Below are 17,244 nucleotides of genomic sequence, written 5' to 3' on the forward strand. Positions count from 1 at the left end.
GGAGGAATCAAAATGGAAATGAAAGTCGAAACGAATTCCTCTCCTATGGCGCCAAAACCGAAGAAACAGACAGGTTGGCGCATTTGGTGGAGTTTATTGCGTCCTCATACATTAACTGCTGCGTTTGTTCCTGTTTTTATTGGAACAGCTTATGCAATGCAAGTCGGCGGTATAAATCAAATACACCTTCCTCTTTTCTTTATCATGCTTCTTGCTTGTCTTCTCATTCAAGCAGCAACAAACATGTTTAATGAATACTTTGATTACAAAAGAGGATTGGATCATGAAGGTTCAGTTGGGATTGGCGGAGCGATTGTCCGCGACGGTATTAAACCAAAAACTGTATTGAACTTAGCCTTTGGATTTTTTGGTATTTCCATTCTATTAGGCGTTTACATTTGCATGAATTCTAGCTGGTGGCTTGCAGCAATCGGCCTTATTTGTATGGCTGTTGCCTACCTTTATACAGGTGGTCCACTTCCAATTGCGTACACACCATTTGGGGAATTAACAGCTGGATTATTTATGGGCGTTATTATTATTGGAATTTCATTCTTTATTCAAACTGGAACTGTAACATCAGAAGTTGTTCTCTTATCTATCCCAAATGCAATATTAATTGGTGCTATTTTACTTTCAAACAATATTCGCGATTTAGATGGAGATAAAGAAAACGGTCGTAACACATTAGCAATTATCGTGGGACGTGAAAAAGCAATTGGTGTTCTTGCTTCGATGTTTATCGTTTCTTACATTTGGACAGTTGCACTTATCATCGTTGGAATCGTATCTCCATGGATGCTCATTGTATTCTTAAGTGTCCCGAAAGCATTTAAAGCAACAAAAGGCTTTATTGGAAAGAGCATTCCAATGGAAATGGTACCGGCAATGGTAGCAACAGCGAAAACAAATACAATTTTCGGTTTCTTAATGGGAATTGGATTGCTACTTGGATATTTCTTATAAAAAATGAGCTGCTTATGCGGCTCATTTTTTATTTATCGGCGATTCGACACCACTTATCGACCAACCGACAAATTTCAACATAAAAATCCACCTCATAATTCCTACATGCAAGGCTCATACTACATAAGGAAACCGAATTGTAGGAAGGTGGATACGATGTTAACTCCACAACAAATCAATCATTTTAGAGCCATATTAGAAAAGCAAAAACAAGAATTAGAACAAACGTTGCAAAATCATGAAAATGAAGATCGTGCTTCTGAGCGGGAATCAGTTGGCGAACTATCCGCTTATGATAATCATCCAGGGGATATGGCAACAGAATTGTATGAACGTGAAAAAGATTTTGGGCTCATTGAATTTTGGAACAAACAGCTCCAAGATACAAAGCATGCTTTAGAAAAAATCGAAGCAGGCACATATGGTATTTGCGAAGTTTCGGGCGAACCTATTCCGCTTGAAAGGCTAGAAGCAATGCCTACTGCCACAGCATGCATCGAGCACACAACAAATCAATTCAATACAAGAACACGGCCAGTTGAAGAAGAAATTCTAAAACCGTCATTTAGTAGACACGACAAAGATCGTTCTGTCCAATACGACGCGGAAGATGCTTGGCAAGATGTCGCCAATTATGGAACATCCGAAACACCTGCTGATTTAGAAAGGCGAGATTCCAAAAACTATAATGAAATGTATATCAATGGTGAAGAACACGTCGGATATGTTGAGGATTTCGAAAATTTCATCGGAACAGATATACATGGGAAAAACCCACAAATTTTTGCGACAGAAGAACATGAAGAATATGAACAGATGCTGGATGATTTTGAAGAGCGTACTTTTAAAGGGGAATTATCTATTAATGAATCGCACTTTAAAGAATAATAAAAAAGCATTCCGAGAGTCGGAATGCTTTTCTTCGCTAGCTAATTAGTTTTTTGTAACGTTAGCAGCTTGTGGTCCACGGTTACCTTCAACGATTTCGAAAGATACTTCTTGACCTTCTTCTAAAGTTTTGAAGCCTTCGCTTTGGATCGCTGAGAAGTGAACGAATACATCGTCTCCACCTTCAACTTCGATAAAACCGAAACCTTTTTCGCTGTTAAACCATTTAACTTTACCAGTTTGCATGTTCATGTACCTCCTAATTAAAAATGAAACTATGAATCCACATGAAAAGGTGGATATAAAGGACATGAATGCATAACAAGCGTAAAGCTAGAATTCCACGTGCTTTATTTCCGTACCACATTATGTAGCTCAATAGTGATTTCACTATATCACGCTATACCGAAAACGTCAAATGACAACACTTTCATTCTCAAACTTTTTTCTACATTACGCAGCAGATTGCTCCGTGCGCATATGTATTTTCTGTAAACTCCCAATTTTTATTATCGCCTTATTTTTTTGTGCAATAGTACTATCCATTACAGAGGTGAAAAGAATGAGGTCTCATGAAATTGAGTTTAAACTATACGGCGATGATATGCAGTTTGTAGCAATTGAATTAGCTCCAAAAAAAGCGTCATTGCAAAAGCTAGTGCAATGATAATGCTGAAAGATCATATTGAAATGGAAACAATTTTCGGTGATGGTTCCGGTCCTTCTCCCGATTTATTCGACAAACTAATGGGCGCTAGTAAACGTCTTATTGCAGGAAAAAGCATGTTCATGACTGTATTTACCAATACTGGTCATGGTAAGCGTCACGTATCATTTGCTGCACTATATCCGGAAAAAATTGTCCCTGTCGATTTAACAGAATATCAAGGGAAAATAATTTATCAAAAAGATGCGTTTCTTTGTACAGCGAAAGGCGTTTCCACCGGAATTAAGTTTACAAAAAACTAGGAAGCGGTTTCTTCGGTGGTGAAGGTTTCCTCATGCAAAAACTTGAAGGTGATGGCCTAGCTTTCATGCATGCAAGAGGTACGATCTATAAGCGAGAGTTACAGCCTGGCAAAAGATTACGTATTGATACAGGTTGCCTTGTTGCAATGACAAAAGATATTCATTATGATATTGAATTTGTTGGTAACGTAAAAACAGCACTATTTGGTGGAGAAGGTCTATTCTTCACAACACTAGAAGGCTTAGGAACAGTTTGGATTCAATCCTTAACACTTAGAATTGAAAGCCCTGCAGTTCAAACTAGCGGTGAAGGTAGCGTTTTAAGTGGAATAGGACGACTTTTAGATGGAAAAAAGTAAACATAAGAGCCCGATTAGTGAGGGGTCATAGTCAGTGGGATAAAAAAAACACACTGATGAAAGTTTCACCTTACCTTAAAGCACGCAAAGAATGATTTACCTCTCCCACTCATATATTGAATTATACTTCTTCTTAAGGAGGGCTTCTTACATGCGAGCTCCTTTATCCTTCGACAAAGATACTGCTATATTGTTAGCCTCTTGCTGTGAGCTAGCATATGAGCAATATAAATATAATGGCATTTTCAAAATACCTGACGGGTTTCAATATGTACAAGGCATTCAAGCGAAAGCGCTTCAAACGACAGAATGGTTCGGCTTCATAATAGAATCTGAGGATACGATTATCGTGGCATTCCGAGGGACACAAACAGAAACAGATTGGATTACAGACTCACTTGTCCATCAAAAACCATATCCCTATGCACTAAATAGTGGAAATGTTCATCATGGTTTCTTGTCTACTTATGAATCTTGCCGCGATACTATTATGGATATGCTTGTTTCCTTACCGGCACATAAAAAACTTCTCGCTACAGGGCATAGTCTAGGAGCAGCACTTGCTACACTACACATATTAGATGCGCGCATGAACACCGCTTTTTCCCAGTATGGTCTCTATAGCTTTGCCTCACCAAAAGTTGGTGATATAGCTTTTCGCAACTACTATAAATTACAAGTGGCTAGCAGCTTTCGATTCGTAAATTTATTTGATGTAGTCCCTCTTCTTCCCCCACGAAAAGTACATTTTAATGAACAAGATTGGGAATATACACATGTTCATCACAATATGACATTTACTAAAAATACAAAATCTATTACACATAACCACTCTATCACGACATACAAAACTTGTCTGACTTCTCATTTCTAACTAGGTGATAATTGGAAATGAGAAGTCAGTATATTATAATAATATATGCAACTACTTTGGGATGAGGGGATTACGCATGGTTAAATATTTCTTCGCACTTTTTCTAATCTTCATTTTTGTTGTTACAGGTTTCTTTACATTCTCATATTTTGCTACAGAGGAATATAGTGGTACTGGTATATTATATTCCATAGTAAACAATACAAAACCAGCTTTGTAACTCTAAAGCTGGTTTTATTTATCATTTATAAGAACGAATCAAACGATTAAAATGCACTTAAATAGTAAAGTACAAGTATCATACACTTCTTATGATTGTTTTACTTGATCTCCTATTCCCCAAATCTCTTTACTATACTGTAAAATGGTACGATCACTTGCAAAATGTCCTGATTGTGCAATATTCATAATCGACATTTCAAGCCATTTTCTTCTATTTTCATACGCTTTTCCAACCTCTTCTTGTCTTTCAGCATACGGGCTAAAATCACGAAGAACAAAATATTCATCATTTTGGATGATAAGAGAGTCGTAAATCACTTCGAACTCTGCTCCAGCTTTTGCAAAGAAGCCATTTGTTAACTGATTAACTACCTTTTTAATATGCCTGTTATGATGATAATAATCGTTCGCACGATATCCACCATTTTGGTAATAATGAAGTACCTCTTCTGCTGTTAACCCAAAAATAAAGCACGCCTCATCACCAACACGATCTCTTATCTCAATGTTGGCACCATCTAATGTTCCGATTGTAATCGCACCATTCATCATAAACTTCATATTTCCTGTTCCTGATGCTTCTTTACTCGCCGTAGAAATTTGTTCACTTACATCTGCTGCTGGAAATATGTCTTCTGCTAAGGAAACCCGATAGTTTTCTAGAAAAATAACTTTCATATATTGACTAACATAAGGGTCATCATTTACTTTTCTAGCAAGTTCATTTATTAATTTAATAATCTTTTTTGCATAGTAATAACCTGGTGATGCTTTTGCTCCAAATATAAATGTGCGCGGATAAAATGAAAAACTAGAATCTTCCTTTAAACGATTATATAGATATAAAATATGTAATACGTTTAAAAGCTGCCTTTTATATGCGTGTAATCGTTTCACTTGCACATCAAAAATAGAATGTGGATCAATAAGAATCCCCATTTTATTTTGAATACGTTCTGCCAAAATATTTTTACGCTTCTGCTTAACCGCATGTAATTTTTCTTGAAAAACAGTATTATTTTTAAAGCTTTGTAATGCTTCTAACCGAATCGGTTCTTTTTTCCATCCTGTTCCAATCACTTCTGAAATAAGGGTAGTCAGCTCTGGATTTGCTTTCATAAGCCAGCGCCGATGTGTAATCCCATTTGTCTTATTATTAAACTTCTCTGGATAAAATTCATAAAACAAACGCATTTCACGCCGTTTTAAAATTTCCGTATGAATTTTAGCTACACCGTTTATACTATAACTTCCAACAATCGCCAAATGAGCCATCTTGACAAGATCATGCGCAATAATCGCCATATCTTCAATCCGCTTCCATTCATATGGATATCGCTCCCAAAGCTCGTGACAAAAACGCTCATTAATTTCTTCAATAATCATATAAATCCGTGGTAATAGTGGCTTAAAAATATGAACGGGCCATTTCTCAAGCGCCTCTGATAATGTAGTATGATTTGTATAAGAAATAGTATGTGTTGTAATATACCAGGCCTCTTCCCAAGAAAGCTTCTCCTCATCTAACAATATACGCATAAGCTCTGGAATTGCTAAAACGGGATGCGTATCATTAATATGAATTGCAATTTTTTCATGCAAATTCTGGAGCGTTCCATTGCGTTCCCTATGCATACGAATAATGTTTTGTAAGCTTGCTGATACTAAAAAATATTGCTGTTTCAACCGTAATATTTTTCCCTCATCATGAGTATCATCGGGATATAAAAATTCTGAGACAACCTCAGTATCACGCTTATACTTTAAAACATCTTTACAATGTTGTGGAAACGGAACTGGCTCTGCATTCCAAAGCCGCAGTGTATTTACTGTATCCGTTTCATACCCTACGACTGGAACATCGTAAGGAACAGCCATAATCACTTCAGCACCTGTATGTCGAAACTCGAGACGACCATTTTGTTTTATCGGCTCTACATGTCCAAAATAACTCACTTCTACCGCTTGATCATACCTTCTCACTTCCCACACATTCTCATGAAGAAGCCATTGTTCTGGTAATTCCACTTGATAACCATCAACAATTTTTTGGTCAAATAAACCATGCTTATACCTGATGCCACATCCATGTCCTGGAAGATTTAACGATGCTAATGAATCAAGAAAACAAGCGGCAAGGCGTCCTAATCCTCCATTTCCTAACCCTGCATCTGCTTCGCTTTCCTCTAACTCCTTTAATGAAATACCAAGTTCCTTAAGTCCTTGTTCACATATATTACGGATACCTAGATTAAGCATATTACTTCCAAGTAAGCGTCCAAGAAGAAATTCAATGGACAAATAGTACACTTGCTTTTGATTTGCTGTTCGATATTTTTCATTCGTCGCAATCCATTGCTGATTCATATACTCACGTACCATGTGACCAAGTGTATTATATTGATCTCGACTTGTAGACTCCTTGAAACTTTTTCCGTACATCGTTTCTAGTTTTTCTAAAAACGCTGCCTTAAAGCTTTCCACATGAGTAAACATGTTTTCACCACCTAAGAAAGTTTCAGCAAACGATTATATAAATCCTTATAGGCAAGAGCTGATGTTTTCCAGCTATGGTCTTCTGTCATCGCTTGCTTAACAAGCTGATTCCATACTGCTGGATCCTCGTAGTACCGCAGTGCACGCCTCACTGTATACAACATGTCATGTGCATTAAAGTTTGTAAACGTAAAACCATTCCCAGATTTCGTCTCCACATGATACGACTTTACAGTATCATTTAATCCCCCCGTCTCCCGCACAATTGGAATAACACCATATGTCAATGCAATAAGTTGTCCAAGTCCACATGGTTCGAATAACGAAGGCATTAAAAATAAATCACTGCCTGCATATACTTGATGTGCTAATTCTTCATTAAATCCGATATACACCTTTACCTTTTCTGAATATTCATACGCCATCCACTCAAAAAATTGCTCATATTCTGAATCTCCTGATCCTAAAATAATACACTGCACATCTTCTTGCATGATTTCTTGAAAAACAGCGCGTACTAAATCCAGACCTTTTTGCTTTGTCAGACGTGTTACCATTGAAATAATCGGTGTATTCTCTTTTTCTGGTAAACCGAAATAATGCTGTAATGCCCATTTATTTTCCCGTTTGGCATATAAAGTATCCACATCATATGTGGCTGTAATATAAGAATCTAGACGTGGATTATATACACTCGTATCAATTCCATTTACAATGCCGCTTAATTTATCATTATATTTACGCAATAAACCATCTAACTTTTCACCAAAAAATTCATATTGAATCTCTTCCTTATACGTCGAACTAACTGTTGTAATATGGTCCGCTGCAATAATGCCGCCTTTCATAAAATTAATATTCCCATAAAACTCAAGCTGTTCACTATTGAAATATTCATCACCAAGCTCTAATAAATCATGTATCACTTCCCGCGGAAACACCCCTTGGAATTGTAAGTTATGAATGGTATACACTGTTTTGATTTTTTCATATAACGGGTTATCTTTATATTTTTCATGAAGTAAAAAATTGACCATCGCAGTATGCCAATCATGACTATGAATAAGATCTACTTCAAAATCAAGATATGGAATACTTTCTAATATGGCTTTTGAAAAGAAAGAAAATCGCTCTCCATCATCGTAATGTCCATAGAGAGAATCTCTTTTAAAATAGTATTCGTTATCGATTAAATAATACGTAATCCCGTCTTGTTCCCCTTTTAAAATACCGCAATATTGATTTCGCCATCCAAGCGGCACATGAATCACTTTATGAAGTTTGAAAGATTCTCGCAAGTTTGCAGGGATGAGACTATAATTTGGAAGCATAATCCGAACATTTACTCCAAGCTTCTTTAATTCTTTTGGGAGCGCCCCTGCAACATCTGCTAATCCTCCCGATTTAATAAACGGTACACATTCTGATACTGCAAATAAAATATTCACGTGTTATCCACTGCCAAAAAGCATCTATTGATTCCGCTCTTCTAGCAGCTTCCTCCCTTCACATTTTCATTCCATTCTTTATGAGCAAGTAAATCCCTATTTCATAGGGATTTACTTCCAGACTATTTACGAATAGCTCTTCATTGTTTGACTTCTTATTTGTCCCTTCTCCACAACAAGTGGAGAACCAGACGCCCCTGTTAATATTACACCATCCTCGATTTTAACATCCTTATCGATAATAACCCCATCTAATATACAGTTATCTCCAATCTGACTCTTTTGCATAATAATACTATTACGAATGATTGAACCTTTTCCAATCTTTACAGAACGAAATACGACACTATTCGTAATTTCTCCTTCAATCATACTGCCATTTGCAATCATTGTATTTTTCACTTTCGCTCCCTTTAAATACCGTGTTGGCGGTTCATCTTTTACTTTCGTAAAGATTGGAGCCTCCTTTGTGAATAATTGTTTCCAAATAGCAGGCTGTAAAATTTCTAAACTATGTTTATAATAACTTTCAATTGAATCAATGATCGCGACATATCCGGTATGCTCATATGTGGCTATATATAATGATTTTCCTCGTTTCTCTTTCACTACATCAAATAAACTATAATGTTCTTTACCTTTATATGTCTCAAATAAATCTACTAATAGCTGTTTCTTCAGCACGTAAGTTTGCAAAGAAATACCTTCGTGGCATACTTCAGTAATATCTGCCCCTATATGTATATGCCTCTTTAACACTGCTTGAAAATTGAAAGACGTAACAAGATGACTATTTGTAATCACCACATATTCTTGTCTACTGCGCAGAAAATAATCAATATGTCTCCGAAAATGTGCAAAAGACCCAAATTCCTCTTGATCACATTGGCAATTCGGGGGAAATAAAAATAGGCCGTCACGTTTTCTATCTAAATCCCATTGTTTCCCTGATCCGAGATGATCCATTAAGGAACGATTTTTATGACTTGTAAAAATCGCTACACTATGGATATGGGAATGAACCATATTAGAAAGCATAAAATCAATCAGACGATAACGTCCTCCAAACGGTAATGCTGCAAGCGAACGATGTCCTGTCACATTCCTTAAAGAAGGAAAACTTCCTGTTGCATTAATAATTCCTAACATTGTTTCTCCCATCCATCTCATCCCCTTATCTATATTCCTTCTGCAATCAATACAACATCGTCGGTATTTTTCTCTGATCGAATCACCTCTCCATCTTCAATGACCATACCGGGCCCAACAATTGCTTTTTCAATGACAACATTTTTACCGATATGAGCCCCGGGCATCACAACTGAATCAATCACTTTACTTCCTTCATCTACTGTTACACCTTGAAAAAGCACAGAATGCCTCACTTCTCCCTCAATAATACATCCTTCATTAATCAGTGATTCTTCTACTTTGGCTGTCTCAGAAATGAACTGCGGTGGTTCATTTGGATTAACAGAATACACGCGCCATTCATGATCATTTAACTGTAATAAAGACTCATCACGAAGTAAGTCCATATTTGCTTCCCATAAGCTCTTTACTGTACCAACATCCTTCCAATATCCTTGAAATGGATACGCAATTAATTTTTTCCCTTCATCTAATAAAAGTGGCAGTACGTCTTTTCCGAAATCATTACTAGAGTCCGGGTTTCGTGCATCCATCTCTAAATACTCTTTTAAAATGGCCCAATTAAAAATATAAATACCCATTGAAGCTAAATTGCTTTTCGGAAATTGTGGTTTTTCTTCAAACTCGACAATTTCCATCTCTTCATTTGTATTCATAATACCGAAACGACTTGCTTCATCCCATGGCACTTCAATAACAGAAATCGAAACATCCGCTTCTTTCGCAATATGGTAATCTAGCATTTTGCTATAATCCATCTTATAAATATGATCTCCAGATAAAATCAAGACATATTCAGGATTATATTGCCGTAAAAAATTCATATTTTGATAAATGGCACTCGCTGTGCCCGTATACCATTTCACTCCAGACGCTTCTGCGTATGGAGGCAAAACCGTTACTCCGCCATTCACTCGATCTAAGTCCCATGCATTTCCAATCCCTATATAATTATGAAGCTCTAATGGTTGATATTGCGTCAAAATCCCCACTGTTTCAATTCCAGAGTTGGAGCAATTACTTAATGTAAAGTCAATAATTCTATACTTACCACCAAAAGGAACAGCTGGCTTCGCTAAGTTTTTTGTTAATGCACTTAAGCGACTACCTTTTCCTCCGGCTAGTAGCATTGCTACGCAATTCTGCTTTTTTACCATCTTGTTTTTTGCTCCCCTTTCTCATTTTCACTGGTCTTAAAATAGATACGCCAAATGGTGGAATTGTAATTTCTACATGAGCAGTTTGATTATGATATGGCTGTGAAATGCTTTTTAAACGCTTTTTATTTATTCTTCCTGAACCACCATATGCTATCGCGTCACTATTTAAAATCTCGTTATAATATTGAAACTCTGGTACGCCAACCTTATACTTTTCATACACAATGCTAGTAAAATTGCATATCACAATCAGAACATCATCTTCTCTATCTCCTTTACGAATAAACGAGAAAATACTTTGCTCTTTATTATCAGCATCAATCCATTGGAATCCTTCATGAGAATAATCGAGCTGCCAAAGTGGTTTAGAACGCTTATACAATGCTATGAGTTCTTTAAAGTAATCATGCATATGACGATGCATTTCAAATTCATGTAAATTCCAATCTAAATCTTCAAGATCTTTCCACTCATCAAATTGTCCAAATTCGCCTCCCATAAACAATAATTTCTTTCCTGGATGTGTAAAGAAATATCCATATAATAAGCGAAGCTGTGCAAACTTCTCCCAATAGTTTCCTGGCATTTTGTTCAGCAATGATTTCTTTCCATGAACGACCTCATCATGTGAAAGAGGTAAAATAAAATTTTCTGAGTAAGCATATAATAAAGAAAATGTCATTTTTTCATGAATATATTTTCGATACTCTGGAGCACACTCCATATATTTCAAAACATCATTCATCCAACCCATATTCCACTTATAATTAAATCCTAATCCCCCTTCATAAGTTGGAGCAGTTACAAGAGGCCAAGCTGTTGAATCTTCAGCAGTCATTAGAAATTCGCCATCTTCTGCAAATACTGCTTCATTTAATTCACGCAAAAAAGAAACTGCATATTCATTACTCTGTGCTTTCCCCTCTTTCTCCCAATACAGCATATTCGCAACTGCATCAACACGAAAACCATCAATATGATAATATTTCATCCAAAATAGTGCATTTGAAATTAAAAAATTCCTTACCTCTCGCTTTCCTAAATCAAAGTTTGCCGTTCCCCAAACACGATTTTCTTGTACATCTAAATCTCTATATTCATAGGTTGGTGTTCCATCGAATAAATATAAGCCATGAGCATCTTTGCAAAAATGCCCTGGTACCCAATCTAAAATGACACCGATTCCATATTTATGACATTCATCGACAAAATACATAAAATCATGCGGCGTGCCGAAACGACTTGTCACTGCATAGTATCCCGTCCCTTGATATCCCCATGACCGATCATATGGATGCTCAACAAGCGGCATAATCTCAATATGAGTAAAATGATGATTTGCCATATAAGGAATCAATTCCTCTGCCATTTCACGATATGAGTATAAAGAACCATCTTCTTTCTTTTTCCATGATCCAAAATGCAATTCATAAATTGCCATTGCTTCTTTATAAACTGACTTTTTTTTCTTTTTACGAAACCAATTTTTATCATTCCATTCGTATCCCTCTATATCCAAAATAACAGATGCCGTATTTGGTCTTACTTCTGCATATGTTGCATAAGGATCTGCTTTCAAAATCACTTCGCCATTGATGGTCTCAATAGCATATTTATATATTTCTTTTTCTTCTATTTGAGGAATAAATAGCGACCAAATCCCCGCTTCTGTCACTTTTTGCATCCTATGTTGCTTTTCATTCCATTCATTAAAATCTCCAACAACACTTAGATTTTTAGCACGAGGAGCCCATACAGTAAAACGTACACCATGCACTCCATTTTCTACTGCAAGATGTGCTCCAAATATTTGATAGCTCTCATAACATTTCTCTGTATGAAATTGTTCTAACCTTTCTTCTAAACAATGTATGGCACGCAATATGTTCACCTCACGAAGATGACAGAATTTTTCAATACATTCAACATTCGCTATAGGGATGAAATATCCTTGTTCCTTTTGAAATAAATATCCGTTTTTTCATAACATTTGAGAGAAAAAACATCACCTTATAAGGAAATATATCGAAATTTGACGAACATTTTCCGAAAGCGCTTTAATGATTGAGAAGAAATGATTAGGATATATCGGCAATTTCAACAAATTGCGTCACTTCATTAACTATTAAAAAAAGAGTCCGCCCAAAAGTATAACTTTTGGACGGACTCTTTTTTATCCTTCTCCAGCAAAAAGGGATATATTTTGGGGATATACAACAAGAACTAGAAAAGGAATTTATATAAAATTTAGAAGCAGGAAGCAGTTCCCAGCTTCTAAATCAGTTATTAACTATCTTATAATACTGGTGCCATTGTTTCTTTCAATACTTTTACAGAATGAGCGAATTTTGCTTTTTCTTCTTCATTCAACTCGAGCTCAACAATTTCACGTACACCTTGACGATTAATAATAGCAGGAACACCTACATAAGCATCTTTCTCACCATATTGGCCTTCAAGGTATGCAGATACAGTTAATACGCTGTTCTCGTTGTTTAAAATTGCTTTTGTTACACGAAGTAGTGACATACCGATTCCATAGTAAGTTGCGCCTTTACGCTCGATGATATGATAAGCAGCATCACGAACATTGACAAAGATATCTTCTAAATCTTTTTGGCTGTATTTTTCTTTGTTATCAGACATAATTTTTTCAATTTTTTGAACACCTATTGTCGCATGACTCCAAACTGGAAGTTCAGTATCACCATGTTCCCCAATGATATATGCATGAACATTGCGTGGATCCACATCGAAGTAATCACCCAACATGTAGCGGAAACGAGCAGAGTCAAGAGTTGTACCAGAACCAATTACACGCTCTTTTGGTAATCCAGATTCTTTCCAAGTTACATAAGTTAAAATATCAACTGGGTTAGTTGCGATTAAGAAAATCCCATCGAAACCAGTATCCATAATACTACGAACAATTTGCTTAAAGATTTTTGCATTTTTCTCCACTAAATCTAAACGAGTTTCACCTGGTTTTTGTGGTAATCCAGCTGTGATACAGACAATGTCAGCATCCTTACAATCTTCATAGCTACCTTTCCAAATCTTTGTTGGTGATGGAGCAAATGGTACCGCATGGCTTAAGTCCATCGCTTCTCCTTCTGCCTTTGCTTCATTCACATCTACAAGCACGAATTCTTCAGCTACACCTTGGTTAATCATGGAATAAGCGTAACTACAACCTACAGCTCCTGTTCCTACTAATACTACACGATTAATGCCTTTTTTCATTGTGAATTCCCCTCTCTATGACTAACATTTATTATTGTTGTTTTAATAATTAATTAAAGTACTAATTTAATGTTGTTTAACTTCCTTACACTCATATTGTAGCATAAGTAATTGTGAAAAAGTTCACAAATTATGACCTATTTGTGAACTTTTTCACACATAGTAGAAAGTTATACTATTACCCATGAAATCAATTCCATTTTTTCGATCTGCCTGCTAATTGTAAAAAAACAATTAGTATATACATATACTTCTTTTTCTCCTTACCTGCACGATCTCGATACCTTCCAAAGCTTATGTTCTTTATGGAATCCCTACTTGATATTCCATTTCTTCTCAATAGTCTGCAAGTAATTAGATTTGATACAATAAAAATGAGGTGAAATAATGAGGAATTCGTAAGAAAGCAAAACAATAACCATTCCTATTCTTTGGAGTATTTCTTTAATAATTGCTACATTGCTAATATTTTTTATAACAAGATTAAATCTATGGACCTTAATTATTTGATCCCGCTATTTCAGGGTAGTAAGACTCCCACCTCAAGATTCAGAGAGCAGCAAGGAAGATAGGTGGGAGTAGGGCTGCCCGTAACAGCCCGATTGGTGAGAGCCCATAATCAGCGAGGGATGAAGCCCCCCCACTGATTAAAGTTTTACTTTATTTTCTATAATCGATGTTGGATGTATCATCGCTTCACTCTTAGCAGTTAAAGCCAAAAAACTTAGCATAATGATCTTTTGTATGATATTAAGTAGTATATGTTTGATACTATTAACCATTATTATATTTTTACTATTTCAGAAACATGAAAAAAGAGATAGCATAATGCTATCTCTTTCATATGACCCGTACGGGATTCGAACCCGTGTTACCGCCGTGAAAGGGCGGTGTCTTAACCACTTGACCAACGGGCCAAATTTCTGGCAGAGAAGAAGGGATTCGAACCCTCGCGCCGCGTTAGCGACCTACTCCCTTAGCAGGGGAGCCCCTTGAGCCTCTTGGGTACTTCTCTATAATGGCTCCGCAGGTAGGACTCGAACCTACGACCGATCGGTTAACAGCCGATAGCTCTACCACTGAGCTACTGCGGAATAATGGTGGGCCTAAATGGACTTGAACCATCGACCTCACGCTTATCAGGCGTGCGCTCTAACCAGCTGAGCTATAGGCCCACAGAAGAAAAAGCGGGTGAAGAGAATCGAACTCTCGACCAGAGCTTGGAAGGCTCTTGTTTTACCACTAAACTACACCCGCATAAAATTGTAAATGGTGAGCCATGAAGGACTCGAACCTTCGACCCTCTGATTAAAAGTCAGATGCTCTACCAACTGAGCTAATGGCTCATTTTGAAAATGGTGCCGGCTAGAGGACTTGAACCCCCAACCTACTGATTACAAGTCAGTTGCTCTACCAATTGAGCTAAGCCGGCTTGCTATTTCAAAATGGTGGCTCGGGACGGAATCGAACCGCCGACACGAGGATTTTCAGTCCTCTGCTCTACCGACTGAGCTACCGAGCCTTTATATGATGGCGGTCCCGACCGGGGTCGAACCGGCGATCTCCTGCGTGACAGGCAGGCATGTTAACCACTACACCACGGGACCTTGGTTGCGGGGACAGGATTTGAACCTGCGACCTTCGGGTTATGAGCCCGACGAGCTACCAGACTGCTCCACCCCGCGATGATATATAATATGAAAATGGAGGAGGTAGAGGGATTCGAACCCCCGCGCGACTCTCGCCGCCTGTCGGTTTTCAAGACCGATCCCTTCAGCCAGACTTGGGTATACCTCCATATAATTTAATTTAAGTGGTGGACCTTGTAGGACTCGAACCTACGACCGGACGGTTATGAGCCGTCTGCTCTAACCAGCTGAGCTAAAGGTCCTTTATGGTAGCGGCGGAGGGGATCGAACCCCCGACCTCACGGGTATGAACCGTACGCTCTAGCCAGCTGAGCTACACCGCCATAAAACTCATATAAAGTGGAGCCTAGCGGGATCGAACCGCTGACCTCCTGCGTGCAAGGCAGGCGCTCTCCCAGCTGAGCTAAGGCCCCATGTTTTTTTAGTATCGGGAAGACAGGATTTGAACCTGCGACCCCCTGGTCCCAAACCAGGTGCTCTACCAAGCTGAGCCACTTCCCGAAAGAGAACGCGCCCGAGAGGAGTCGAACCCCTAACCTCTTGATCCGTAGTCAAACGCTCTATCCAATTGAGCTACGGGCGCATATGGTGCCGAGGGCGGGAGTCGAACCCGCACGGTGGTCACCCACCGCAGGATTTTAAGTCCTGTGCGTCTGCCTGTTCCGCCACCCCGGCATGTCATATTTGGAGCGGAAGACGGGATTCGAACCCGCGACCCCAACCTTGGCAAGGTTGTATTCTACCACTGAACTACTTCCGCAAGACATGTTATAAGTGTTTTATTAAAAGTGCGGGTGAAGGGAGTCGAACCCCCACGCCAAAGGCGCCAGATCCTAAGTCTGGTGCGTCTGCCAATTCCGCCACACCCGCATACTATATTTTAAAATATGGGGCGACTGATGGGAATCGAACCCACGAATGCCGGAGCCACAATCCGGTGCGTTAACCACTTCGCCACAGTCGCCATAGTTACTGGTGCCGGCTAGAGGACTTGAACCCCCAACCTACTGATTACAAGTCAGTTGCTCTACCAATTGAGCTAAGCCGGCATATATGGTGGAGGATGACGGGATCGAACCGCCGACCCCCTGCTTGTAAGGCAGGTGCTCTCCCAGCTGAGCTAATCCTCCATTCGCCTGGCGACGTCCTACTCTCACAGGGGCAAGGCCCCAACTACCATCGGCGCTAGAGAGCTTAACTTCCGTGTTCGGTATGGGAACGGGTGTGACCTCTCTGCCATCATCACCAGACAATATTCATTTGAGACAATCATTATTATACCTAATTCACTAAAAAAGTCAACAAGTTTTTTTATATTCTCTCAAAACTAGATAACATTTGCTTCATATTGAATCCAGCTCCAGCGACTCTGAACAAGTCGCTTCCGCTTTTTTATTGGTTAAGTCCTCGATCTATTAGTATTCGTCAGCTCCACGTGTCACCACGCTTCCACCTCGAACCTATCAACCTGATCATCTTTCAGGGATCTTACTAGCTTACGCTATGGGAAATCTCATCTTGAGGGGGGCTTCATGCTTAGATGCTTTCAGCACTTATCCCTTCCGCACATAGCTACCCAGCGATGCCCTTGGCAGAACAACTGGTACACCAGCGGTGCGTCCATCCCGGTCCTCTCGTACTAAGGACAGCTCCTCTCAAATTTCCTACGCCCACGACGGATAGGGACCGAACTGTCTCACGACGTTCTGAACCCAGCTCGCGTACCGCTTTAATGGGCGAACAGCCCAACCCTTGGGACCGACTACAGCCCCAGGATGCGATGAGCCGACATCGAGGTGCCAAACCTCCCCGTCGATG

10 protein-coding genes, 22 tRNA genes, 2 rRNA genes and 1 pseudogene (1 of these 35 running past the window's edge) are annotated in these 17,244 nt (G+C 38.6%); 4 read left to right on the forward strand and 31 right to left on the reverse strand.

Annotated features, from left to right (window positions below):
- Positions 1-12: 12 nt before the first annotated feature.
- Together BCER98_RS17565 and BCER98_RS17570 are read left to right on the forward strand one after the other, a co-directional pair.
- The gene (locus BCER98_RS17565) at positions 13-966 is read left to right on the forward strand and encodes a 1,4-dihydroxy-2-naphthoate polyprenyltransferase (RefSeq protein ID WP_012095950.1); all 954 of its coding nucleotides are present in this window, start codon (positions 13-15) and stop codon (positions 964-966) included.
- Between the two features lie 156 nt (positions 967-1,122).
- On the forward strand, positions 1,123-1,854 hold the full coding sequence (locus tag BCER98_RS17570) for a yteA family sporulation protein (RefSeq protein ID WP_012095951.1): 732 nt from the start codon (positions 1,123-1,125) through the stop codon (positions 1,852-1,854).
- Positions 1,855-1,899: 45 nt separating this feature from the next.
- On the opposite strand, the gene cspD is transcribed toward BCER98_RS17570, so the two are convergent.
- Positions 1,900-2,100 (reverse strand): cold-shock protein CspD, encoded by a 201-nt coding sequence (gene cspD / locus BCER98_RS17575; protein WP_012095952.1) that lies wholly within the window; start codon positions 2,098-2,100, stop codon positions 1,900-1,902.
- A 316-nt stretch (positions 2,101-2,416) separates the two neighbouring features.
- Here cspD and BCER98_RS22785 point away from each other — a divergent pair.
- Positions 2,417-3,182, forward strand: a pseudogene (locus tag BCER98_RS22785) (TIGR00266 family protein).
- 151 nt (positions 3,183-3,333) lie between these two features.
- Complete coding sequence (locus tag BCER98_RS17585; protein WP_012095953.1) at positions 3,334-4,056, forward strand: lipase family protein; 723 nt, start codon at positions 3,334-3,336, stop codon at positions 4,054-4,056.
- Between the two features lie 309 nt (positions 4,057-4,365).
- Here BCER98_RS17585 and BCER98_RS17590 read toward each other — a convergent pair whose 3' ends face one another.
- From BCER98_RS17590 to BCER98_RS17735, 30 genes are all read right to left on the reverse strand, one after another.
- Positions 4,366-6,774 (reverse strand): glycogen/starch/alpha-glucan phosphorylase, encoded by a 2,409-nt coding sequence (locus tag BCER98_RS17590; protein ID WP_012095955.1) that lies wholly within the window; start codon positions 6,772-6,774, stop codon positions 4,366-4,368.
- Positions 6,775-6,785: 11 nt separating this feature from the next.
- The gene (glgA, locus tag BCER98_RS17595; protein WP_012095957.1) at positions 6,786-8,222 is read right to left on the reverse strand and encodes a glycogen synthase GlgA; all 1,437 of its coding nucleotides are present in this window, start codon (positions 8,220-8,222) and stop codon (positions 6,786-6,788) included.
- A gap of 126 nt (positions 8,223-8,348) precedes the next feature.
- Positions 8,349-9,383, reverse strand: coding sequence for a GlgC family sugar phosphate nucleotidyltransferase (locus BCER98_RS17600; protein WP_041810097.1), 1,035 nt, complete (start codon positions 9,381-9,383; stop codon positions 8,349-8,351).
- Between the two features lie 17 nt (positions 9,384-9,400).
- Positions 9,401-10,531 carry a glucose-1-phosphate adenylyltransferase gene (locus BCER98_RS17605; protein ID WP_012095959.1) on the reverse strand — a complete coding sequence of 377 codons (1,131 nt, stop codon included), beginning with the start codon at positions 10,529-10,531 and terminating at the stop codon, positions 9,401-9,403.
- A complete protein-coding gene (gene glgB, locus BCER98_RS17610) occupies positions 10,479-12,416 on the reverse strand; it encodes a 1,4-alpha-glucan branching protein GlgB (protein WP_012095960.1) in 1,938 nt (645 codons plus the stop codon). The genes BCER98_RS17605 and glgB overlap by 53 nt, the downstream gene beginning before the upstream one ends.
- 413 nt (positions 12,417-12,829) lie before the next feature.
- Complete coding sequence (locus BCER98_RS17615) at positions 12,830-13,777, reverse strand: L-lactate dehydrogenase (RefSeq protein ID WP_012095961.1); 948 nt, start codon at positions 13,775-13,777, stop codon at positions 12,830-12,832.
- 845 nt (positions 13,778-14,622) lie between these two features.
- Positions 14,623-14,694 (reverse strand) — tRNA-Glu (locus BCER98_RS17620).
- A 7-nt stretch (positions 14,695-14,701) separates the two neighbouring features.
- Positions 14,702-14,792 (reverse strand) — tRNA-Ser (locus BCER98_RS17625).
- 4 nt (positions 14,793-14,796) lie between these two features.
- A tRNA-Asn gene (locus BCER98_RS17630) sits at positions 14,797-14,871 on the reverse strand.
- Between the two features lie 4 nt (positions 14,872-14,875).
- Positions 14,876-14,952, reverse strand: a tRNA-Ile gene (locus BCER98_RS17635).
- Between the two features lie 11 nt (positions 14,953-14,963).
- Positions 14,964-15,034 (reverse strand) — tRNA-Gly (locus BCER98_RS17640).
- Positions 15,035-15,047: 13 nt separating this feature from the next.
- Positions 15,048-15,123: transfer RNA gene (locus BCER98_RS17645), tRNA-Lys, on the reverse strand.
- A 10-nt stretch (positions 15,124-15,133) separates the two neighbouring features.
- A tRNA-Thr gene (locus BCER98_RS17650) sits at positions 15,134-15,209 on the reverse strand.
- 14 nt (positions 15,210-15,223) lie between these two features.
- Positions 15,224-15,299 (reverse strand) — tRNA-Phe (locus tag BCER98_RS17655).
- Positions 15,300-15,308: 9 nt separating this feature from the next.
- Positions 15,309-15,384, reverse strand: a tRNA-Asp gene (locus BCER98_RS17660).
- Between the two features lies 1 nt (position 15,385).
- Positions 15,386-15,462, reverse strand: a tRNA-Met gene (locus BCER98_RS17665).
- A gap of 19 nt (positions 15,463-15,481) precedes the next feature.
- Positions 15,482-15,574 (reverse strand) — tRNA-Ser (locus BCER98_RS17670).
- Between the two features lie 17 nt (positions 15,575-15,591).
- Positions 15,592-15,668: transfer RNA gene (locus BCER98_RS17675), tRNA-Ile, on the reverse strand.
- 4 nt (positions 15,669-15,672) lie between these two features.
- Positions 15,673-15,749 (reverse strand) — tRNA-Met (locus BCER98_RS17680).
- Positions 15,750-15,766: 17 nt separating this feature from the next.
- Positions 15,767-15,839 (reverse strand) — tRNA-Ala (locus tag BCER98_RS17685).
- A gap of 14 nt (positions 15,840-15,853) precedes the next feature.
- Positions 15,854-15,927 (reverse strand) — tRNA-Pro (locus tag BCER98_RS17690).
- An 8-nt stretch (positions 15,928-15,935) separates the two neighbouring features.
- Positions 15,936-16,009 (reverse strand) — tRNA-Arg (locus tag BCER98_RS17695).
- Between the two features lie 3 nt (positions 16,010-16,012).
- Positions 16,013-16,101 (reverse strand) — tRNA-Leu (locus tag BCER98_RS17700).
- 10 nt (positions 16,102-16,111) lie between these two features.
- A tRNA-Gly gene (locus BCER98_RS17705) sits at positions 16,112-16,186 on the reverse strand.
- A 29-nt stretch (positions 16,187-16,215) separates the two neighbouring features.
- Positions 16,216-16,296 (reverse strand) — tRNA-Leu (locus BCER98_RS17710).
- 18 nt (positions 16,297-16,314) lie between these two features.
- Positions 16,315-16,390: transfer RNA gene (locus BCER98_RS17715), tRNA-His, on the reverse strand.
- 9 nt (positions 16,391-16,399) lie between these two features.
- Positions 16,400-16,475, reverse strand: a tRNA-Thr gene (locus BCER98_RS17720).
- Between the two features lie 5 nt (positions 16,476-16,480).
- A tRNA-Val gene (locus BCER98_RS17725) sits at positions 16,481-16,556 on the reverse strand.
- A 4-nt stretch (positions 16,557-16,560) separates the two neighbouring features.
- Positions 16,561-16,676, reverse strand: a 5S ribosomal RNA gene (gene rrf, locus BCER98_RS17730).
- A 145-nt stretch (positions 16,677-16,821) separates the two neighbouring features.
- Positions 16,822-17,244, reverse strand: a 23S ribosomal RNA gene (locus BCER98_RS17735); it runs 2,499 nt beyond the window's last position.

The sequence above is a fragment of the Bacillus cytotoxicus NVH 391-98 genome (assembly GCF_000017425.1).
Taxonomy (GTDB): domain Bacteria; phylum Bacillota; class Bacilli; order Bacillales; family Bacillaceae_G; genus Bacillus_A; species Bacillus_A cytotoxicus.